The 22,047-nt window shown below is 55.0% G+C and carries 20 protein-coding genes; 9 read left to right on the top strand and 11 right to left on the bottom strand.

Annotation, left to right across the window (positions count from 1 at the left end; genetic code table 11):
• Positions 1-61: 61 nt before the first annotated feature.
• The 4 genes from A1332_RS20375 to A1332_RS20390 form a co-directional block, all read right to left on the bottom strand.
• Positions 62-3,373, bottom strand: coding sequence for a DUF2126 domain-containing protein (locus tag A1332_RS20375; RefSeq protein WP_064010261.1), 3,312 nt, complete (start codon positions 3,371-3,373; stop codon positions 62-64).
• The gene (locus tag A1332_RS20380; protein WP_064010262.1) at positions 3,370-4,623 is read right to left on the bottom strand and encodes a hypothetical protein; all 1,254 of its coding nucleotides are present in this window, start codon (positions 4,621-4,623) and stop codon (positions 3,370-3,372) included. The genes A1332_RS20375 and A1332_RS20380 overlap by 4 nt, the downstream gene beginning before the upstream one ends.
• Positions 4,624-4,723: 100 nt before the next feature.
• The gene (locus tag A1332_RS20385; protein WP_064010263.1) at positions 4,724-5,668 is read right to left on the bottom strand and encodes an alpha-E domain-containing protein; all 945 of its coding nucleotides are present in this window, start codon (positions 5,666-5,668) and stop codon (positions 4,724-4,726) included.
• The gene (locus A1332_RS20390) at positions 5,662-7,095 is read right to left on the bottom strand and encodes a circularly permuted type 2 ATP-grasp protein (RefSeq protein ID WP_064010264.1); all 1,434 of its coding nucleotides are present in this window, start codon (positions 7,093-7,095) and stop codon (positions 5,662-5,664) included. Before A1332_RS20390 ends, A1332_RS20385 begins: the two co-directional genes overlap by 7 nt.
• Before the next feature lie 215 nt (positions 7,096-7,310).
• Between A1332_RS20390 and A1332_RS20395 the strand changes: the two genes are divergently transcribed.
• Entirely contained in the window at positions 7,311-8,195 is an 885-nt protein-coding gene (locus A1332_RS20395) for a PfkB family carbohydrate kinase (RefSeq protein ID WP_064010281.1), read from the top strand.
• Positions 8,196-8,226: 31 nt separating this feature from the next.
• Here A1332_RS20395 and A1332_RS20400 read toward each other — a convergent pair whose 3' ends face one another.
• The 5 genes from A1332_RS20400 to A1332_RS20420 form a co-directional block, all read right to left on the bottom strand.
• A complete protein-coding gene (locus tag A1332_RS20400; RefSeq protein WP_064010265.1) occupies positions 8,227-8,961 on the bottom strand; it encodes a DUF5765 domain-containing protein in 735 nt (244 codons plus the stop codon).
• Between the two features lie 167 nt (positions 8,962-9,128).
• The gene (locus tag A1332_RS20405) at positions 9,129-10,289 is read right to left on the bottom strand and encodes an efflux RND transporter periplasmic adaptor subunit (RefSeq protein ID WP_231890374.1); all 1,161 of its coding nucleotides are present in this window, start codon (positions 10,287-10,289) and stop codon (positions 9,129-9,131) included.
• 8 nt (positions 10,290-10,297) lie between these two features.
• On the bottom strand, positions 10,298-11,743 hold the full coding sequence (locus A1332_RS20410) for an efflux transporter outer membrane subunit (protein WP_064010267.1): 1,446 nt from the start codon (positions 11,741-11,743) through the stop codon (positions 10,298-10,300).
• Positions 11,743-13,323, bottom strand: a complete 1,581-nt coding sequence (locus A1332_RS20415) for a DHA2 family efflux MFS transporter permease subunit (protein ID WP_064010268.1) — start codon at positions 13,321-13,323, stop codon at positions 11,743-11,745. Before A1332_RS20415 ends, A1332_RS20410 begins: the two co-directional genes overlap by 1 nt.
• A 24-nt stretch (positions 13,324-13,347) precedes the next feature.
• Complete coding sequence (locus A1332_RS20420; RefSeq protein ID WP_157204068.1) at positions 13,348-14,205, bottom strand: hypothetical protein; 858 nt, start codon at positions 14,203-14,205, stop codon at positions 13,348-13,350.
• Between the two features lie 91 nt (positions 14,206-14,296).
• On the opposite strand from A1332_RS20420, the gene A1332_RS20425 reads away from it, so the two are divergent.
• Positions 14,297-15,229, top strand: a complete 933-nt coding sequence (locus tag A1332_RS20425; protein WP_231890375.1) for a LysR family transcriptional regulator — start codon at positions 14,297-14,299, stop codon at positions 15,227-15,229.
• On the opposite strand, the gene A1332_RS20430 is transcribed toward A1332_RS20425, so the two are convergent.
• Positions 15,202-16,188 carry a 2Fe-2S iron-sulfur cluster-binding protein gene (locus tag A1332_RS20430; protein WP_064010270.1) on the bottom strand — a complete coding sequence of 329 codons (987 nt, stop codon included), beginning with the start codon at positions 16,186-16,188 and terminating at the stop codon, positions 15,202-15,204. The genes A1332_RS20425 and A1332_RS20430 overlap by 28 nt on opposite strands.
• 15 nt (positions 16,189-16,203) lie before the next feature.
• A complete protein-coding gene (locus A1332_RS20435; protein ID WP_064010271.1) occupies positions 16,204-16,584 on the bottom strand; it encodes a group I truncated hemoglobin in 381 nt (126 codons plus the stop codon).
• 197 nt (positions 16,585-16,781) lie between these two features.
• Here A1332_RS20435 and A1332_RS20440 point away from each other — a divergent pair, with 197 nt between their 5' ends.
• The 7 genes from A1332_RS20440 to A1332_RS20470 form a co-directional block, all read left to right on the top strand.
• Positions 16,782-17,414, top strand: a complete 633-nt coding sequence (locus A1332_RS20440; RefSeq protein ID WP_064010272.1) for a helix-turn-helix transcriptional regulator — start codon at positions 16,782-16,784, stop codon at positions 17,412-17,414.
• Between the two features lie 143 nt (positions 17,415-17,557).
• On the top strand, positions 17,558-18,721 hold the full coding sequence (locus tag A1332_RS20445) for a D-alanyl-D-alanine carboxypeptidase family protein (protein ID WP_064010273.1): 1,164 nt from the start codon (positions 17,558-17,560) through the stop codon (positions 18,719-18,721).
• On the top strand, positions 18,718-19,557 hold the full coding sequence (locus A1332_RS20450; protein ID WP_064010274.1) for a D-amino acid aminotransferase: 840 nt from the start codon (positions 18,718-18,720) through the stop codon (positions 19,555-19,557). The genes A1332_RS20445 and A1332_RS20450 overlap by 4 nt, the downstream gene beginning before the upstream one ends.
• On the top strand, positions 19,554-19,820 hold the full coding sequence (locus A1332_RS20455) for a YbeD family protein (protein WP_064010275.1): 267 nt from the start codon (positions 19,554-19,556) through the stop codon (positions 19,818-19,820). The genes A1332_RS20450 and A1332_RS20455 overlap by 4 nt, the downstream gene beginning before the upstream one ends.
• 9 nt (positions 19,821-19,829) lie before the next feature.
• Positions 19,830-20,450: a lipoyl(octanoyl) transferase LipB gene (lipB, locus tag A1332_RS20460; RefSeq protein ID WP_064010276.1), complete on the top strand. Its 621-nt coding sequence runs from the start codon at positions 19,830-19,832 to the stop codon at positions 20,448-20,450.
• Between the two features lie 80 nt (positions 20,451-20,530).
• Positions 20,531-21,490, top strand: a complete 960-nt coding sequence (gene lipA / locus A1332_RS20465) for a lipoyl synthase (protein ID WP_064010277.1) — start codon at positions 20,531-20,533, stop codon at positions 21,488-21,490.
• A gap of 104 nt (positions 21,491-21,594) precedes the next feature.
• On the top strand, positions 21,595-22,047 hold a 453-nt coding region (locus A1332_RS20470; protein WP_157204069.1), incomplete at its 3' end, for a putative lipoprotein.

Below are 22,047 nucleotides of genomic sequence, written 5' to 3' on the forward strand. Positions count from 1 at the left end.
AGCTAAATTGTAAAAAAAACCGACACTCGCTGATGAGCGTTTTTTAATTTCGCCGCTCTATTTAGCTCGCATTCCAGCGCAAATCCAATGTAAACGGATAGTCTTTATTTAACTCCTCACTTGGTAATTCCAACACCGTATCGGTCGGCGTATGCCCATGTTGCCAGAAACGGCTAACCCTACGCCCTTCCGCTTCGTAAGCGTTAACCGGTAGCGTGTCGTAATTGCGGCCGCCCGGGTGAGAGACATGATACGTGCAACCGCCGATAGACCGGCCGTTCCAGGTGTCTACCAAATCGAATACCAGCGGTGCCTGCACGCCGATAGTGGGATGCAAGGCCGACGGCGGGTTCCAGGCCCGATAGCGAATGCCTGCCACCAATTCTCCTTGCTTGCCGGTAGCCCGTAACGGCACCCTGCGACCATTACAGGTCAAGGCATAGCGTTCACCCATCGCTCCGCTGAGCGTCACTTGCAAGCGTTCGACCGAGGAGTCGACATAGCGGGCGGTGCCGCTGCTGGTGATTTCTTCGCCTAACACGTGCCAGGGCTCAATAGCCTGATATAAATCCAATTGCAAATCGTCAACCCGCAAACTGCCGATCCTGGGAAAGCGAAACTCCAAAAACGGTGCGAACCATTCGGTCTTGAATTCGTAACCGGCCGCCTGAAGATCACGCGCCACATCGTAAATATCGCTGGCAATGAAATGCGGCAGCATAAAGCGGTCATGCAATTGCGTTCCCCAGCGCACCAAAGGCTTCTTGTAAGGCTCGCGCCAAAACCAGGCCACCAGAGTTCTTAGCAACAGCATCTGCATCAGACTCATGCGTGCATGCGGCGGCATTTCGAAAGCACGCAGTTCCAGGAGTCCAAGCCGCCCGGCATCGGTACCCGGCGCATAGAGTTTGTCGATACAAAACTCACTACGGTGCGTATTCCCGGTCATATCCACCAGCAAATTGCGAAATAACCTATCGACCAGCCACGGTGCGGCTACTTCGCCCTCCGGCATTTGTTGAAAGGCAATTTCCAGCTCGTACAAACTGTCATTGCGGGCTTCGTCGACGCGCGGCGCCTGGCTGGTTGGACCCAAAAACAAGCCCGAAAACAAATAGGACAAGGCCGGATGATGCTGCCAATAAGTGACCAGACTACGCAACAAATCCGGCCGCCGCAAAATTGGACTATCGGCCGGGGTAATGCCGCCCAAAGTCACGTGATTGCCGCCACCGGTACCGGTATGACGGCCATCCAGCATGAATTTCTCGGTGCCAAGCCGTGTCAGCCGCGCCAGCTCGTACAAAGTGGTGGTGTTATGCACCAGCTCTTTCCAGCTGGCGGCCGGATGAATATTCACCTCGATCACACCTGGATCGGGTGTCACCGGCAAGCGGGTCAGGCGCAAATCGTGCGGCGGCTGATAACCCTCTATCACGACCGGCATTTTCAACGCGGCAGCAGTCGCCTCCACCGATGCGATAATGTCCAGATAATGCTCCAACTCGGTAGTGGGCGGCACAAAGACATATAAACGACCTTCACGTGTTTGCACCGACAAAGCGGTATGCGGCACCCATTCCGGGTCGTGCGGCGTCTCATCGTCGGCCGCGTCCATTTCGGTGGGATGCAGTTCCTGCTTTGCCATTTGGCTGTAACGACGGCTAACTTCCGAATCTATATCGCCCAACGGCTCTACCGGTTCGTAAAGACTACGCTCATGGGCGTGATCGCGCTCTTCGAACGGCACCCAAGGCAAACTGTTCAGGGGTAAACGCAAACCCATCGCCGAATCGCCCGGCACCAGGAACATCTCGCCGCGCCTAAATTCCCAAGCACTAGTGCTCCAAGCGCCGGCCTGATAGCTCCAGTGCAGCGGCAGAACATAACCGACCGGCGCACCGAGATCCGCGCTGAGCAATTTGGCCAAGCGCTTGCGCTCCAAGTCGTCTTTTAAATCGATTTGCAAAGGATCGAGGTTTTTCGGTACCAATCCTTCCTGTAACAGGTAGTAGAGCGGATCTTCGAAACCCGGCAGAATAAACTCGCTTGCCACGCCCAGTCGTTTGACCAAATCGCGGATAAAAGCTTCGGCTTGCTTGGTGTCGAACCCATAATCGCGGGTCTCATCCGCCAATAAGGCCGGATTCTTCCAGATCGGTTTGCCGTCCTTGCGCCAGAAACACGCCAATTGCCAGCGTGGCAGTGCCTCTCCCGGATACCATTTGCCCTGACCGAAATACAACAAGCCGCCCGGCGCAAAGCTGTCACGCAAACGTCTGACCAATTTTCCGGCCAACTTGCGTTTTTCCTCGCCGTCGGCATCCGTGTTCCATTCCGGCGCATCCATGTTGTCGATGGACACGAACGTCGGCTCGCCGCCCATGGTTAAACGCACATCACCGGCTTTCAGCTCGGCGTCCACCTTTTCGCCCAGACGTTCAATGTCTGTCCATTGCCTGTCGGTGTAAGGCTTAGTAACGCGCGGATCCTCATGGATACGGCTGACGCGATTGGAAAAACCGAAAGTAGTCTCGGCCTTGCCGATAAAGCCGCCGCTGACCGGCGCCGCACTGACATAGTCGGCGGTGCAGGCCAAAGGAATATGCCCTTCACCTGCAAATAAGCCGGAGGTAGGATCGAGGCCCACCCAGCCCGCGCCCGGAATATAGACTTCAGCCCAAGCGTGCAGATCGGTAAAATCGTGATCAGTACCCGATGGGCCATCCAGCGATTTCACATCCGCTACCAGCTGCACCAAATACCCCGATACAAAGCGCGCGGCCAAGCCCATGTGCCGGAGCACCTGCACCAGCAACCAGCCGGAATCTCGACAAGAACCCAGCTTTTTTTCTAAGGTTTCCTCGCAACTTTGCACGCCCGGCTCCATCCGGATTGCGTAGTTGACGACCTGATTCACAGCTTGATTGATACCCACCAGAAAATCGACGATGCCTTGCTTGTCCCACTTCAACCCAGCCAGAAAGGTTTTCAGTAAAGGTCCTTGCTCGCGTATTTCCAGGTACGGCGCCAGTTCCTTGGCCAATTGCTCAGGATAACTAAACGGGTAATGTTCGGCATACTCTTCCAGAAAAAAATCGAATGGATTGATTACCGTCATGTCGGCGATCAAATCGACTTCTATGGAAAATTCGGTGGTTTTTTCCGGAAATACCAAGCGCGCCAGATAATTACCGAACGGATCCTGCTGCCAATTAATGAAGTGTTTGTCCGGTTTGATGGTCAATGAATACGCGCTGACCGCCGTCCGCGAGTGCGAAGCCGGCCGCAGCCGCAGCACATGCGGACTCAGTTGGACCGGATGATCGTAGTGGTAACTGGTTTTATGATTGATCGCGACTCTGATACTCATGCTGACACCGCGTTGGCTGCTTCACTTTCCGCTTGCAATAGCCTTAGGTTTTCTTCCACGCCCGCCGCATGCGTCAATTCCGCCACATTCTGCTTGGTGAAAAAACCGTCGAAATTACCGAAACGTTGTACATACTCCACAATCAACGAGGAATGCTCTGACGCGCTGGAAAATATCTGCTTCAAACCTTCCTCGCGCGAACCGATCACATCCAGCAGAAAATCCTTGCCCCTGGCCCGGATAGCCTGTACCACATAATCGATATTGGCTAGGCCGTTAATCTCGCCGTCCGCCACTTCCAAAGCCACGTGGTGCAAGCGCGGACCATAGTTACGCACAAAACTCTCGGTCGGTGACGGCAAGCCTACCAGATGATTAACAAAATACGGATGATTGGCGGCGGTAAACACTTTGGCCGGACTGATCCGCTCCTCGGGATAATGGATGCTTTTGGTGACGTTAGTAGACGAATTCTGATTGGCAATGTCGTAAGACCCCCAATAGTAATAGCTGGACAGCGTCAAATATTCCAATATCGCCACTTCCCGGTTCTGACTATAAACCCGGGTGGCTAAATGATCGATGGGCCGGATCAGTTTGTCCAGCCCCAATTCTTCCTGAATTTCCTTGGCATGCAGGTAACCGCGATTCACATCATCAAGGATGATGCTATTGCCCAAGGCATATACTCTGATGTCCTCCGGCGGCCGCTCCCAGTAAGCAACGATGTTATGCGTGTACGGCGACGGCTTGACGATAGCCATATTGCCCGGCAATTCCAGTTTGCGGATTTGATCCTGATTGAAGAAGCGGATTTCCCGGGCTTTTTGCTGTTCGACCACTTCATGCAAATTGCTGACCCGAAAAATCTCGCCCATATAGCGTGAATTGGGCTTGTGGGCGCCGATCGGATAAACCTCGTTCAGGCTGCGGAAGATGTCGCCCCGCCCGGGTACACGCACTTCCCGCACTAACAAGTCCGGCGAATTCATATCGATCCGCAGCACATGGGTCCAATGGCTCTCGGACTCCAAGGTCACCAAATAGTGGTAAGGCGTCATCAACGCCAATTCGCTGACATAGGCCGCCGAACAGCCCGGCTCCACCGTCAACATCAACGCGTCGATTTCGCGGATCATTTCGGTCAGGCCGGTACGATCCCGGTTTTCCAATAATTTGACTAGAAACTCGTCAAACCAGGGCGAATTGGCCTTATCGCCCTGCTTGGGGTGGATCAGTGAATTTATCATTCGTTTACCTCTAACTCTATTTGTCCGTTAGGCTGAATCGCCAAAAAGTCCTTTAAACCGTCGGCAAATCAAATATTTCCGACACGGTTCAATCATATATTTATTCCGGCCCGTTTAAAAAAGCCCGCTGAATTTCGGCGCCAAGCGCGTTGTTGCGCAAAATGAAATCCTGCAAAAATTCATGCAAGCCCATACTAAAAATGTCGGCCATCCGCCCGTAATGCAGCCGCGCATGATTTTCACCGGCCAGCCGCAGACACTCCATGCCCCGCTGCCGACACAACTGTTCCAAAATAGGCGCCAATTCGTCGTAACAGGCGTGCAAGGAACGCGGCATATCGTCGCGTATTACCAGCAACTCCGCCACTTTCCAGGGCTCGATAGTATCCCGAAATACTTTTTGGTAGGCCTCGAATGCCGACACTGAACGCAGCAAGGAACTCCATTCGTAATAGTCGACCTGGGCCTCTTGAGCATCTACGACCGGCAACAGCAACTGATACTTGGCGTCTAAGAGGCGTGCAGTGTTGTCGGCCCGCTCCACAAAGCTACCCAAACGCACAAATTTGTAACTGTCATCGCGTAACATTGTTCCGAAGGTAACACCGCGAAACAAGTGCGAGCGGGATTTGACCCAGTCGCAAAACTCGCAAATATCGGCTTCGTTCAAACCCTGGCGAATGCGCTGCCTGAGCTCCAACCACAAGGCGTTGACCGTCTCCCACATTTCCGATGACATCGCCACCCTTACCGCCCGCGCATTCTCCCGCGCAGAGTTCAACGCGCTGACGATGCTGGATGGATTGCGTTCATCCAGGGCCATAAAGCGAATCACATTAACGGCGGTATAACCGGAATAGTTTTTCTCGAAAGCCTCGATATCATCGGCAATCTGCACCGGCGGTTTCCAGCGCGCCGTTTCGTCGTAGGCGCTATTGGCGACCAATGACATCCGATAAGTCACATCCAGCACCCGGGCCATGTTCTCGGCACGCTCGATATAACGCGCCATCCAATACAGATGATCAGCGGTACGGCTCAGCATGGTGCGTCTCCAGTCAATACCCAAGTGTCCTTAGTGCCGCCGCCTTGCGAGGAATTGACTACCAACGAACCTTCCCGCATCGCCACCCGGCACAAGCCGCCCGGTACCAGTGTCGTGGACTTGCCAGACAACACAAAGGGCCGCAAATCCACATGGCGCGGCGCCACGCCTTGTTCGACTAAAGTCGGGCAAGTCGATAAAGCCAAGGTAGGCTGAGCGATGTAGTTGTCAGGCTCGGCCAAAATCCGCGCACGAAACTCCTCTATCTGCTGTTTGGATGAAGTCGGGCCAACCAACATGCCATAACCGCCGGACCCCTGCACCTCCTTAACCACCAGTTCCTCCAGATGCTCTAGTACATATTTCAAATCGTCAGAGTTTTCCAGCTTGTACGTGGGCACATTGGACAGGATAGGTTCCTCGCCCAGATAAAAACGCACCATGTCGGGCACATAGGTGTAGGTGGCTTTGTCATCCGCCACCCCGGTGCCAATCGCATTGGCCAGCGTTACGCCACCATTGCGATACACCGAAACCAAGCCCGGCACGCCCAACATCGAATCTTCCCGGAAAGACAAAGGATCGAGGAAATCGTCGTCGATGCGCCGATAAATCACATCAATGCGCTTTGGGCCTTCGGTGGTGCGCATGAACACCGCATTATCTTTACAGAACAAATCCTGGCCTTCCACCAATTCAATACCCATTTGTTGTGCCAGAAACGCGTGCTCGAAATACGCGCTGTTATAGGCGCCTGGGGTCAACAACACCACAGTCGGGTCGTAAACACCCGGTTGCGCTACCGCACGCAGATTATTCAACAACACCTGCGGGTAATGTTCGACCGGCGCTACCGCGTAGCGGCGAAACAGTTCCGGGAACAGACGCATCATCATCTTGCGGTCTTCCAGCATATAGGAGACACCGGACGGCGTGCGCAGATTGTCTTCCAGCACATAAAACTCATTCTCGGCGGTACGCACAATATCGACGCCGGCGATATGCGCGTAAATACCACCCGGCACGTCCACGCCCTGCATTTCCGGCCGATACATCTCGTTTTCCAGAATACTGGCCGGAACGATCCCGGCCTTGATGATTTCCTGATCGTGATACAGGTCGTTCAAAAACGCATTCAGCGCCGTGACCCGCTGAATCACGCCCGCCGACAATACCCGCCATTCCGTCGCGGCCAGAATGCGCGGCACGACATCAAACGGAATCAGCCGCTCGGCGCCGGCCTCGTCGCCGTAGACATTGAAAGTGATTCCCACCCGCCGGAACAGCATTTCCGCCTCGCGGGATTTTTGCATCAACTGGGCGTGATCGGTACCGCTCAGCCACTCCGCGAACGGTTGATACAGGCGCCGTACGCTGCCGGTTGAGGTACGCATTTCATCGAAAAAAGTATTTATGTTCATGACCATCCTTCAGCAATCCACATGCCAATCTAATTAATGTCTATTTATCAAAAAGTTAAATCGCCGCTTGGCCGCCCAAATTAGATTACGCACCACATCAGTGCAACACTCGCCGACAAGTGCCCTGAAAACGAACAAAGCGGCTAAAAGCCGATTGTCATTTCCGTGCGCTTTGATTATTGTTGCCGGCCTCAATCAGCAATTGCGGCGAGGCCAGACTGATGCATACAGCTTTTTTCACCAACTTCGGCGAAGTGCTATTCGACAATTTTCCGGACGGTAGCCGGATACTGGGCGGCGCACCATTTAACGTCGCCTGGCATCTGCAAGCTTTGGGCCGGCAAGCCCTGTTTATCAGCCGGGTGGGAGAAGATGAAGCCGGCCGCGAGATCCTCGCGGCCATGCAAAGTGTCGGAATGACTCGATCCGCCATGCAAATCGACGCTGCTCACCCGACCGGCAGCGTAGCCGTCAGCATAACAGATGGGCAGCCCAGCTATCGCATTCTCGACCAACAAGCTTACGACTACATCAATGCGGAGGCATTGCAGCACCAGCCCCCGCAGAGCTTGCTCTATCACGGCAGCCTGGCCTTACGAAACCCGGTCTCCAGGCAAACCTTGCTCGATTTAAAACATTCCTGGCGCGGCCCGATATTTCTGGATGTGAATCTGCGCGCGCCCTGGTGGCAAGCGGATGAGATCTTGGGATGGGTCGCCGGCGCAGATTGGTTGAAATTGAACGACGAGGAGTTGGAATTGCTGCTGCCCGGCGAGCAGAGCATAAGCAACAAGATGCACTTATTGCAGCAGACTTATCATTTAAGCGGCGTGGTCGTTACCCGCGGTAGACAAGGCGCGCTGGCGCTGGACTCGTCGGGGGAATTATTCAGCATCGCCCCCGACGGCAACATCGACATAGTCGATACCGTCGGCGCCGGCGACGCGTTTGCAGCGGTTTTGTTATTGGGGATTGCCGAGAACTGGCCTATGGCTCAGACGCTAAAGCGGGCGCAGGATTTTGCGTCGGCGCTGGTGGGTCGGCGCGGCGCTACCGTCACCGACCCGGCGTTCTATCAAGGATTTATTGAAGCGTGGAGACAGTAGAGACGCACATCTTGCATCTCTACCGCAGCCATCAAGACTGCTGCCTGGCCGGAATACCGTCTGACCAATCACCGGATTGGGCGGAGAAAAACTTTTTAAATTGCGGCATGAAGCTGGCGGTGATCGGAATCGAATAAAAACAATACATAGCGGCCGCTTCACCGGTACTAATCCCGAACAACCATTGGGGCATAAACAAAGTCATCAGCGCTCCGAAGCAATGGTAGATGCCGATCCGCCAATTATTTTTCCAGACAAACGCACTAAAGGCCAACGCAAACAGCGAACCATGGGTAACCAGGAGGCCAAAAGCGCTGGAGATCGCATAGCCTATATGATAGATCCCCATGAACAGACAGGAATTCATCCGGCCAATGAAATTGGGGTCAATGTCAAACATCTGCCAGTCGTTCGGCAAGCGAGTCAGTATCAAAAACAAGCTGCTCAGCGAACTGCCAACAAGAAAGGCCTTCCTCAAGGCTTTGGGATCAGACGAATAGGTCGCCAGAGCCGGCATGATCGCAAACGCTTGCAGGCTAATATGCATCGAAGACAGCTCGCTTAAAAAAAGGTTGGCGCCATAACCGCATTGATCTGCCACCGGATACGCGAAAAACTGAATGAACTCCATCAAGGAAAAATGGAAGATGGCATAGGCGCGGGCTAGTCTGACCCAAAAAGTCTCGTCTTTATCCAGAAAAGTCACACTCGCTGCGACCAAGCCCGCGACGCCCAATCCCAGCGACATATTGGCACTAAAACACATAGTTAATCCGTAATTAAAATGTTTAGAATCGGCGTGCGCCTTGCCGCAGTCGCCGGTTTGGTTTATTGATTTCGGCCATTTTTGCCGGAAGGCAAAGATACACGTAGCGGCGTTTTATTGCAGCAATTTTGTGGGAATTCACGGATCGCCGCTTGGAAAAAGCTACTTTAGCGCAGCCGATTGGCTAACACGATGCCCTCGATCAACTGTTCAGCACCTTCCAGCTCCCGGTCATAAATGTCGGTATGATAAGCCTCACCGTTCAACACCACCTTGGGCGCCGTCACCGAAACATCCGTGTTCGCTATTTTGATACGGGTTAATGTCGAGAGTCCGGGTTGCAAAGGATTGGCCTTGAGTTCCGTGGCATCCAACGCGACGCGTACCTGCATACGTTCGGCGATATGAATGAAGTTACCGGTGGCATTATCGGTCGGCAACAGCGCAAAGATACTGCCGGTACCCGGATTAATGCCTTGTACCCGGCCGTGATAAACCCGGTCATCACCATACGCGGCGACGCGAATTTCCGCCGCCAGCCCCGGCCTAACCCCGGCGATCTGGCTTTCCAGAAAGTTGGCTTCTATCCACAGATCATCCAGCGGCACGATAGCCAGCAACGGCGCGCCGGCTTTTAGAGTATCGCCCACTTCAACCTTGCGCTTGGCCACACAACCCGACACCGGTGCCACCAGATTACGCCGCTGATAGTCCAGATAAGCCTGACGCAAACGGCTCTTGGATTTTTCCACGGCGGGATGATTATCGATGCCGGAATCCAGCAATTGCGCATCGACACCGCTTTGTTCGGCGCGAATTTCTTTAATCGCCGCGTCCAGCTCGCGGATTTTGTCCTGCGCGGTTTGCAGTTGCTGGTCGGAAACCGCACCATCCTTCGCCGCCGCTTTAAAGCGCGCCAGGTCGTGATTGACTTGTTCCAATACGACTTGCTTGGCTAACACCCGCTGCTTCAAGGTCTCGGATTTGGCACGTAGACTGACAATATTCCGCACTGCTTCCGCCAATTCGGCTTGCGTTTGCTGCAAGGCAATGCCGGCATGCACACCATCCAGCCGCACCAATAACTGGCCTTTTTCCACACACAGCGTGTTTTCGGCCAACACTTCCACCACGGTGCCGTCAGTCTGCGTTTTCAGCGTAATTAAATGCCCGGCCACGAACGCGTCGTCGGTGGCGATCCAGTCGCGATGCACCAGCCACCAATAAGCCAGATAAGCCAAGCCGGCCAGCAATAACGCCAAGGTGACGCCTTGCAAGCGGCGCTGGCGTTGGCGCAGAATTTCCCGGGGACGAATTTTTTTTTGCATGCTTAAGGTCATTGCTTTGCGGGTTTAGCGTCGCTGTAGCCACCGCCCAGCGCCTTGATGATATTGATCCGAGCTTTGTGCTGTTCGCCAACCAGAGCGGCCAAACGAAACTGTTGCTGATAGACTTCCAGCTTGGCCAGACTCGGCGCGGCGCGATCGGACAAGCCGTGACTATGTAAACTGTCAGCCAGCTTTTCGACGGCTAATGCGTCGGCCAAACTTTGCCGCTGTGCCACCAATCGCGCATCAAGCTCACGCCAGCGGCTCAGCGCATCGGCTACTTCCTGTACCGCATGCACCAAGCTGCGGTTATAGCGCTCGACCGCCGCATCATAAGCAGCTTGCTGATATTCCAGATTGGCGCGCAAGCGGCCGCCCTCGAAAATCGGAAACTCGATGGAAGGCCCGACCGCATATGCCAGGCTGGAACCCTGCAACAACACATCGCTCAAACTGACGCTATGCAGACCGGTGAAGGCCACTAGATTGACGTCCGGATAAAACGCCGTCTCGGCCACCTTGATTTCCTCGGCCGCTGCCTCGGCATGCAGCCGCGCCGCGCTAATATCCGGACGATGCGCCAACAAATGCAAAGGCAAATCAACCGGCAGTGTTAACGCTTGCTCAACCTGATCTTGTTCGATGACGATGGCTGAGCCCCAATCCACACCCTTCCCGGCCAGCGCCGCCAACAGGTTTTTATTCAATTCCACATCGCTATGCGCCGCAGCCAAACCTTGCTCGGCGTTAGCAAGGGCTATTCGGGCCTGCAATATTGGTGCGTCGGTGGCCAAACCGGTCGCCAGACGCGTTTGTTCGAACCTCAACAACGCTTGGCGCTCGGCGACGATACGCGCGGCGATGTCCTGCTTTTCGCTGGCGGCCAGCAACTCGAAATAAGCCTTGGCCACGGTAGCCGCCAACAATAGCCGCGCATCGGCCAGTTCAGCCGCGACCGCCAGCGACCGACCGACCGCGCTTTGCAAGGCCGCCGCGTCGCGCCCCCAAAAGTCCAGGTGGTAACGCAAGATCAAGGGATTAATCAGCATGTGCCGAAAGTTTTCCCCGGCCAGTTTGGCTTGCACGCTATTTGCCGAGAAGCGTTGCGCCGAGAAGCTGACATTGGCGTCAATGGTCGGATACAACTCGGCGGCCTGCGCATCGACCATCGCCTGCGACTGCCGCAACCTTGCTGCGGTGGCCTTGAAATCCGGATTGTCAGCGAGTGCGGTGGTTATCAAGCGCTGCAATTCCGGGCTGGCGAACCCCGTCCACCAAGTCTGTGACGGCCAAGCATCACTGCTTGCGAAACTGCCACGTGCGGCAGCGACGGTGTTTGTCATTTCTGGCATTTGTAACAGACTGGCGCGTGTACTCTCTTCATCGCCGAACCGGGCGCAGCCCGCCGAAAAGTCCACCACAAAAGCCAGCGCAATTAGTCGACAAGCGGACATCAGGCTTCCTCCGCGAGCAATTCCTGAGTTTCCCGCCGCAACTCCTGTTCGACACTGGCTTTAACCGGCGTGCGGGTTGGATGCGCAAACCAGACCAGCGCCGCCATGCCGACAAACAGGCAACCGGCCATCCAGAACGCATCGTTCATGCCGTGCAGCACCGCATCGCGGCCGGCCAGCTTGGCATATTTGGCCAAAGCCGCCGTCTCGGCGAACCCCAACGAATTCAGTGCGGCCAGCGCAGGATGATCGGTCAGTTCGAACGCGCCATGATTTTCGGCAAAGCGGGTCAAATGCTGCGGTACCCGCCGGTACAACACGATGCCTTGCACGGCAATACCGATCGCACCGGCGGCTATCCGCAACAGATTGGCCAGCTCCAGCGCCCGCCATTGCCGCTCGGCCGGTAGGCCGTGCAGCAGCAATGCGGTCATCGGAACGAAAAAGCTGCCCAGGCAGGCGCCTTCCAGCAATTTCGGCCAGAACAATTGCGCAAACGCGTCCGGATCGTCAAAGCGGCTCAACCAGAAATAAGTGGCGGCAAATCCCAGCAAATTGGCGCTGGCTAATAGCCGGGCATCGCAGCGTTTGACGATCTCATGAAAGACGCTAGCCATCGGCTTGGCGAGGATGGCCATCGGCAGAAATACCAAACCGGCTTCCCAGGACGAATAGCCGAAAGCCAGTTGTAATTGCACGATCAACAAGGACAACAAGCCTTGAAAGCACAGAAAACCGGTGAATAAAATGAAGACGCCAATGGCAAAATTGCGGTGGGCAAACAGGCGAATATCCAGAAATGGCCGGCGCACGTGCAATTCCCAGACCACCCAGTAAATCAGCGTGGCGCCTATCAACGCGATTAAGCCATTGATATAGGCCGAATGGGTCCAGTCCCAATCGTTGCCTTGATTCAACAAAGTCTGTAAACCAAACACCAGCATCACCGACAACAGAAATCCGATGCTATCGAAGCGCTGCCAGGATAGTCGGTGACCGCGCCGATATAGCAGCGCGCCGACGATGCCGGCAATCGCCAATGCCACTGGGATGTTGAGCCAAAACAGCCAGCGCCAACCCAGATTATCCGCTATCCAGCCGCCCAGGGGCGGACCGAAGGTGAACGGCGTCAGCGTGAATATGCTCCAAACTCCGATGCCGAGCGATTTACGTCTATCCGGATATTCCTTCAGCAGCAAGGCCTGGCCCAAGGGCAGCGTCAAACCGCCGGCAAATCCCAGTAAAATGCGGCCGGCCAGATAGCTGTAAAAAGCGGTGCAATACGCGCAAATGAAAGAGGCTAAGGTAAAAGCCAGGAAGGCAGCGACGAAGGGCCGATATTCGCCAAAGCGCCGCGCCAACCAGCCGCCCACCGGAAACGCCAGCGCCAGCGCTATCATGTAATCGGTCTGGGTCCAGGTAGCAAAGCTGGGCGGCACGCCCAAGCCGCCGGCCACTCTGGGTAGCATGGCGATGTAAGCGCCGGCATTGAAAATCACCAGTGCATGCCCAAACCCCAGACAGCAATTAAATAACGTAAAACGCCAGCCGCGCAGGCGTTTTTGATAGACCACGCTCATCCGCTTATTGGCCCAGTCAGCAGGCTAAGATTCATTCACTTGCGGCGATATGCGCAGCCCGATGTCACCCAAACTTTGCCGTAACAGCGGCACCGCCATATCGCTGATCAATTGCTTAAACGCTTCGCCGCCGTTATCCAGGGAGGCGAGCGCCTGATCATCGACCTTGAAACTCTCGGAAAGCGTGCGGGCGATGACATTGCGCGACACCGGATCGATGAGCTTGATCAAAAGCTGCAACGACGTTTGCCCTTCGAAAATTCGATATCTGCCGATACCGACCTCTATCACCGCATCGTAGCTGCCCATCGCCGTATAATCGATTGGTGTGATGTTCTGGCCGTACCAGGTTTGGATAGCCTGATGCCAATGCTGCAAACTGGCGTCGCCTGCTGTAGGCAACTGATAATACTCGCGGCTCAATTCGCCTTTGCGGTTTTCCGCCGCCAGTAAACTACGCAGTTTCTGCGCCGCCGCCCTAGCGGGCGTCCAAACTAACTCGGTATTCGCGGAGCCGCCCGCGGCCGTTGGCGCCGCCGTGGTAATCCCATCCACATCAGCCGCTTGACTGTCGCTGACCATACCCGCGATGACGATGCCGCCGACAGTTTGATATAGCTCGGTGGGTAGGGCAAAACCCAAGGCCATATTTTGGGCATGCCGGTAAGCCGGATCGCGGCGCTCGATCAAGTCAGGTATCACTTCCAGAGGCGGTGCTTGCACCGGCACAATCAAAAAACTGTGCAATTGGTCGATTTGTGACGCGGCAGGCTTAATACTCGGCGCCGTACAGGCCGCCAACAAACACGGCAAAGCCAATCCCAGCAGAACTGTTTTGGCGTCGCCCAATAGCCTGGTAAACGCAACTCTTGAAGTTTTCATGATTTCCTCCGCGCCAATGAATGCCATCGAATCGATACATTACTGGGCAGTCACTATAAAAACCGCTTTGACATAAGACAAGCGATATTTATTGGACTTTAATATCGACAAATGCAATATTAAAACCATGGACATCGATCAAATCAGAACCTTTTTAAGCGTCGCGGCCAACGGCAGTTTTCTGGAAGCCGCCAATCGCCTATACGTGACGCAATCCACCGTCAGCACCCGTATCCAGCGCCTGGAAGCGTATTTGGGCGTGACACTGTTCGTGCGCAACCGCTCCGGCGCGACCTTGACTTTACCGGGTCGGCGTTTTTTATGGCATGCCAAATCCTTGCTATTAACACTGGAACAAGCCCGGCACGATATAGGCCTGCCCAGCCGGTTTCGCGGCAGCATCAGCATCGGTGCGCGGATTGCCTTGTGCGAAACCTTGTTGCCGGAATGGATCAGCGAGATACGGCAGGCTATGCCGGATATTTCCATCCGTAACGACATCGGCTTTGAAGACGACTTGATGCGCAGCCTGGTGGCAGGCTCATTGGATATAGGCTTGATGTACACACCTCAGCACAGCCCCGGCCTGCAAATCGAACATTTGTTCGACGAGACATTAGTGCTGCTGACTACCGACCCCAAGCAACCCTGGCCGAATGACGATTACATTTATGTCGATTGGGCGCCGGGGTTTTACGCGCAGCACAGCAACAGCTACCCCAATCTGGAACGGCCGGCGCAGGTGGTCAATATCGGCTGGATGGCGATACAGCTTATTCTGGCGCAAGGCCGTGGCTCCAGTTTCCTGCCGGAGCGCCTCGCCGAACCGTTGCTGCAAGCCGGCAAACTGTTTCCGGTCGCAGACAGCCCGCAATTCAAATTACCGGCTTATATGGTGTCGCAGCGCGATAGCGATGCGCCGGTTTTACAACAGGTGCTGGAACAGATCCGCGCCCTAGCGATACTGGAGCGGCAAAAGGTTTACGCGCTTCCCCCTCAATCCAGGGTTGCCGACGCCACATGAAACGCATCGGCATGGATGTCCTGCAAGGCCGCACCATGCAAAAACGCCTGGCGTTTGGTTTGATGGACCATATCAGGATGGCCGCATAGATACAGCCGCCAGCCTTTCAAACTGGGCAACAGGGTCATCGCCACGTCGTTGGCTCGGCCCTTGGCCACGCCATCCGGCGCATCCCCACGTGATATACACGGCGTATAGTGAAAGTTAGGGAACTGGGCGGCAAGTGCCTGCATTTCCGCTATCCAATACAAACCGTCCATCTCGCGGCTACCATGAAACAGATGGATCGCCCCCTTGTGGCCGTGATGCAAAGCTTCGCTGATAATCCCGGCCAAGGGCGCCAGGCCGCTACCGGTGCCGACCAGTAATAGATTATTCTCCTGTTGAGTGGGCAGGTAATAGCACAGCCCTTGCGGATCGGAGACCTCTAGCTTGTCGCCAACATTCAGTTCCTGGTGCGCCCATTCGCTAAAGCGGCCACCGGCCAATCGGCGGATATGAAAGCTGAGCTTGTTCGCGTGCAACCGATTGTTGGCGATCGAATAACTGCGGGTCAATCCGTCGGCGCGTTTCAGATTCACGAATTGGCCGGCGTAATAATCCATCGTCTCCTTGCATTGCAAGGTGAGTTGCAGCGTTTCCGCATTCAGCAAACTTTTTTCTATCACCGTCGCTTCGGTAAAAAATTCGGCCGGCGAACTAATGCTGATCGCCATATCCTGCTGCGGATAACACAGACATGCCAGGAAATGGTTTTGATGGCACAACACGTCTTTTAAACCGTCTTGCGCCGCCAGCGGCGGCGGACCCTGCAAGCTGCGCACCATGCAGCTTTGACAGGCGCCCTGCCGACAGCCGTAGGGGATGTCGACGTTTTCGCGCAGACACGCGTCCAGCACAGTTTCGCCAGACTCGCAAACAATTTCGCGGTCGTTCACGCTGATTTTATGCGAGCTCATCCCCTACTCCAGCGCCTAGCGATCCAACACGTCGTTACGCGTGCTTTCGGCGATAGCCGCGACTTGATTGATCAAATTCTGCGGCACGTTCAGTTCCTGCAAGGTAGCGGCCAGATTTTCGACTACCGCGTCAAAGTGCGAATCGTCCAAACCCATTTTCTTTACCAGATGCGCATGGGCCTGACGCATATCGGCGCCGGAATAGTTATTGGGACCGCCAAAAGCCATGGTTAAAAAGGATTTTTGTTTGGCTGCCTGTTTGTCCATATCGGTGTTATCGAAAAAGCGGTTGATACGGTGATCGCTCAAAACTTTGCGATAAAAAATATCGACGGCTGCATTAACGGCCGCTTCGCCGCCCAGTTGTTCGTAAAGAGTTGCCGTGGTTTCGCTCATGATGGTCTGCCTTTCGTTGCAAAATTAAAAAATGCGGCTTTTCAAAGCCGAATGCAGAGTAAGCCAAAAAAACTACTTTTGCAATATTTTTATTATAAAAGTTATTTATATGACAAAAATAGGCTCGCAGTGCTTTGCCTGTTAGTTGATCCGGCGTAGAATGCCGCATCACTTATTTTCGACCGCCCGACATACATATGGTCAAACTTACCGGCTCGCGCCAAGAGCAAATCTTAAAATTACTGCTGTCCAGCACCGACGGCATGAGTATCGACGAGCTGGCCGCGCGGTTGGAGATTTCCAGAAATGCCGTGAAACAGCACCTCACCGGCTTGGAAAAAGATCAGTTGGTCCAGGAAGCGGCTTTGAACAGCACCGGCGGCCGGCCTTCGCGCAATTACACACTGACCGAACAAGGCCGTAACCGCCTACCCAAGCAATATCCCTGGTTTTGCAACTTGTTGCTGGGCGAGTTGAAAGAGGAGCTCGGCGAAAAGGCTTTACGGCAAATGCTGTGGCGCATGGGCGTCAATCTGGCGCAATCGCTGGCCCCGCAATTCAGCGGCAAAGACCCAGTGCAAAAGCAAAGCGCGCTGGTGGAATTGATGCAATCGCTGGGGTATCACGCCGAAATGGATACCGAACAAGTGCAGCCGACCATCAAAGCCGTTAATTGCGTTTATCACGATCTGGCCCAGCAATACCCGGAGCTGTGCGAATTCGACCGCGCGCTGATGTCCACTTTGTTGGACAAACCCATCGAGCAAACCGCTTGTATGGCCTTACAGGATTGCGCCTGCAAATTCAAAATCTGCAACAGGGGCGCGTGAGCCAACTTGCCAGCGAATCCAAACAGTTGCAACAATCTCCGGCTTTTGGCTCAAGCCGCATAGCACAATACGAGGGTTTTTCTAAGCGGCGGCTCTCGGTGTTACAATGCCCCCTTCCAGAATGACTTTTTTGAATTGCGACCATGAGCCAACCTTTCCGTACGACAATCAGCCTGTTTAGCGGGCTGCTGTTATTGTTAACCGCCTTCTCGCTGCAAGCCGCCAGCCCGATTTTTACCCCTGCCGCCCCTAGCGTCGCGGCCTCCAGCTTCTTCCTGTTGGACTTCGACAGCGGCCGGGTATTGGCCGAAAAAGATGCCGATAAGCGCGTATCCCCTGCCAGCTTGACCAAAATCATGACGGCCTACGTGGTGTTCCGCGAGCTGAAAGCCGGTCACTTGACGCTGGACGAAAAAGTCACCATTAGCCAGAACGCTTGGGAAACCGGCGGCTCGAAGATGTTTGTGGAAGTTAACAAACAAGTTGGGGTGGAAGACTTGCTGCAAGGCATGATCATTCAATCCGGCAACGATGCCAGCGTAGCCTTGGCCGAACACGTCGCCGGTAGCGAACAAACCTTCGCGACGATGATGAACGAACAGGCCGGCCGTCTGGGCATGACCAACAGCAACTTCGAAAATGCCACCGGCCTGCCCAGCCCTAATCACTATAGTTCGGCGCATGATCTGGCTACCTTAGCCCGAGCGGTGATTAAAGAGTTCCCGGAATACTATCGCTGGGACAAGCAAAAGGAATTTACTTACAACGGCATCACCCAGCAAAACCGCAACCTGCTGCTGTGGCGCGATCCGTCGGTTGACGGTTTGAAAACCGGTTTTACCGATGACGCCGGCTACTGCATGGTGGCTTCGGCCAAACGCGAAGACATGCGGCTGATCTCGGTGGTCATGGGTACCGCCAGCGCCGGCGCGCGTTCTAACGAAAGCCAATCGCTACTAAATTACGGGTTCCGCTTCTTCGAAACCCACCGCCTGTACGAAGGCAATAAGCCCTTAAGCGAAGCCCGAGTCAGAAAAGGCGTAACCTCTAAAGTCGCGGTTGGCTTGCCGGAAGACCTGTATGTCACCGCCCCGCGCAAACACTTTAACGAGTTGAAAGCCGAAACCCAGATTGATAAGGGCGTGTTCGCACCGTTAAACAAGGGCGACACGGTCGGCAACCTGAACATTTCGCTGGCCGGCGAATCCATACTCAGCAAGCCGCTAGTAGCCTTGGACGCGGTAGCCGAGGGCGGCATTTTCCGCCGGCTGTACGATGCAGCCATAGGCCTGTTGGAGAAAGAATGACCGAGCAAGTCTATCTGAACGGCGCTTATCTGCCGCTAGCCGACGCGAAGGTGTCGGTACTGGATCGCGGTTTTTTATTCGGCGACGGCGTCTACGAAGTGATTCCCGCTTATAACGGCCGGCTGTTCAGACTGGAAGATCATATTACCCGGCTCAACAACAGCCTGAACGGCATCCGTTTGCCGCTGCCGCACAGCGTCGCGGATTGGGAAGCGATTTTCCGGCCGCTGCTGGCGGATGACAGGGATCAATACATTTACCTGCAAGTCACCCGCGGTTATGCGCCGAAGCGCGATCACGGCTTTCCAGAGCAAATCGTGCCGACCATATTTGCGATGTGCTCGGATATCGCGCCGTTCGCCGGCCGGGTCAACGGCATCAAGGCGATTACGCTGGACGACACCCGCTGGCAGCTCTGCAACATCAAAGCCATTACCTTGCTGGGCAACATTCTGCTCAGGCAGGAAGCGCTGGATCAAGGCTGTGCGGAAGCGGTACTGGTACGCAACGGTTACGTCGTCGAAGGCGCGGCCAGCAATCTGTTTGCAGTGCTGGACGGCGAACTGATCACACCGCCAAAAAGCCATGAAATCCTGCCCGGCATAACCCGCGACGTGATTCTGGAACTGGCGGCCGCGCATAACATCCCTTATCAGGAAGACATCATCGCGCTGGAAGCGCTGCACAACGCCAGCGAAATCTGGGTCGCCAGCTCCACCCGCGAGATCGTACCGGTGATCGAACTGGACGGCCAGCAAGTCGGTGACGGCAAGCCCGGCCCGGTCTGGAAATGCATGGACGACTTACTGCAAGCATACAAAGCATCACTGTCATGAGCGAAACCGAAAGCTTACTGGAATTTCCCTGCCAGTTCCCTATCAAGGTGATGGGCAAGCATCGCGACGATTTCGACGCTATCGTCGTGGAAATCGTCCGCCGCCATGTCCCGGACATCCTGGAAGGCGCAGTCACCACCCGGCCCAGCAAAGGCGGCAATTATCTGGCAGTGACGGTCATGATCGAAGCACATAGCCGCGAACAACTGGACGCGATCTACATGGGCTTGACAGCCTGCCCCGATGTGCTGATGGCGTTGTAAACCGGACTGATGCCAAGTAAGGCAGCGACCGTCCTGCGTAATTTGGGGCGACAAGACTATCTCGGCGTCTGGCAAGCCATGCAGCAATTCACCGCCGAACGCGATGGCGACACGGCCGACCAAATCTGGATCGTCGAGCATTCGCCGGTTTACACCCTGGGTTTAAACGGCAAGCGCGAACATCTGCTGAAAGCCAACGCCATCGAAATCGTTGAAAGCGACCGCGGCGGTCAAGTGACCTATCACGGCCCCGGCCAATTAGTAATCTACCTGCTGGCCGACTTACGCCGACTCAACAAAGGGCCACGGCAGATGGTGACTATCCTGGAAAACGCGGTGATAAACGCCTTGCGGCAATACGGCATCGCCGCCCAGGCGCAGCCCAAGGCACCGGGCGTCTACGTCAACGAGCGCAAAATTGCCTCGCTGGGACTGCGTATAAAGCACGGTTGCTGTTACCATGGCCTAAGTATCAACAACGACATGGATTTAGCACCGTTTGCAGACATCAATCCCTGCGGCTATGCCGGTTTACAAGTGACCCAACTGGCCGATTTGGGCGTTAAAATAAGCACTCAGGAACTAGCTGTGCCCGTTGTGCATCAGCTACTGCAAGCGATAGAAATCTAAAATAAGCAAACTCAACAAGCAGCGCAAAAAAAGCCAGGCTTGCGGAGATTCAAAAACGAACACAAGTGCCCGGTGGCAATATGACCCTCAACGCCCCTTCCCGCTCCACGCCAGAAACTCACCAACGCAACGCCGACAAGCTGTCGCGAATTCCGGTCAAGGTGGAAAAGCCCGAGCAAATCCTGCGCAAGCCGGACTGGATCCGCATCAAACTCCCGACCGGCGATCAAGTCAACCGCATCAAACAATCGCTACGCGAAAACCGCCTGCACACCGTCTGCGAAGAAGCCGCCTGCCCCAACTTGAGCGAATGTTTCAGCCACGGCACCGCCACTTTCATGATCATGGGCGATTTATGCACGCGCCGCTGCCCATTCTGCGATGTCGCCCACGGCAAACCGCAGCCTTTGGACGCGGAAGAGCCGGCCAATCTGGCCGCGACCATCGCCGCGATGGCCTTGAAATACGTGGTAATTACTTCAGTAAACCGCGACGATTTACGCGACGGCGGCGCCAACCATTTTGCTGCCTGCATCGCGGCGGTGCGCAACGAATCGCCGAACACCACCATCGAAGTATTGGTGCCGGATTTTCGCGGCCGGATGGACACGGCGTTGGACATCCTGCAACAACAGCCGTGCGATGTGTTCAATCACAATCTGGAAACCGTGCCGCGCCTGTATCTGCAAGCGCGCCCCGGCGCGGATTACCACATTTCCCTAAAACTATTGCAACAACACGGTCAGCGCTTACCCAATGTGCCGACCAAATCCGGCTTGATGTTGGGCATAGGCGAAACCGAAGCGGAAGTAGTCGAGGTGATGAAAGATTTGCAGGCCCACGGCGTCAGCATGCTGACCCTGGGCCAATATTTGCAGCCCAGCAAAGACCACCTGGCGGTGCAGGAATACATTCATCCCGACCAATTCCAGCGCTATGCCGAGATCGCCCGCGAATTGGGCTTCAAACAGGTTGCCAGCGCGCCTTTGGTAAGATCTTCTTATCATGCGGATTTGCAGGCGGCGGGCGTTGGAAAATAGCTCTACTACCGCCAACGAAACCCTGTAGAGACGCAAAATCTTGCGTCTCTACAAATAACCGGTAAAACTACTAATTTTAAAGACAAATACCTTACCTAAAGCCTATGAATTCATGCAGAACCTTTACTTTGGCAACTACTGTCGTTCTGGGAACAGCGCTAATCAGCGGCTGCTCGTTTTCCACCAGCTCAGAGAGCTCGTCCGACAGCCTAGGTAGCTTGTCCGACAGTTCCGGCGGCATCTTCAAAAGCGCGTCCAGTCCATTTACCTCCAGTTCCGACTCGTCGCGTAACAAACACGAAAAATACGAAACCGATGTAGCCGACTATACCGCTACCTTCGTGGTATCCAGCAGCGGCACACTGGACAGTTTTCGCGGACATATCAGCGAACTGGCCGAAAGCCATGAAATCACCAACTGGGAAGGCGACCGCAATACCTACGTGGGTATCGGCCGCGGACTTGCCAAAGCCAAGCTCGGCAAACCGCAAATTTCGGCGTTTACCGAAAGTTTGAGCGACAACGAGCCCTGGAAGAAACAGGCCATCGAAGAAGGC

The sequence above is a fragment of the Methylomonas methanica genome, assembly GCF_001644035.1.
Classification (GTDB): Bacteria; Pseudomonadota; Gammaproteobacteria; order Methylococcales; family Methylomonadaceae; genus Methylomonas; species Methylomonas methanica_A.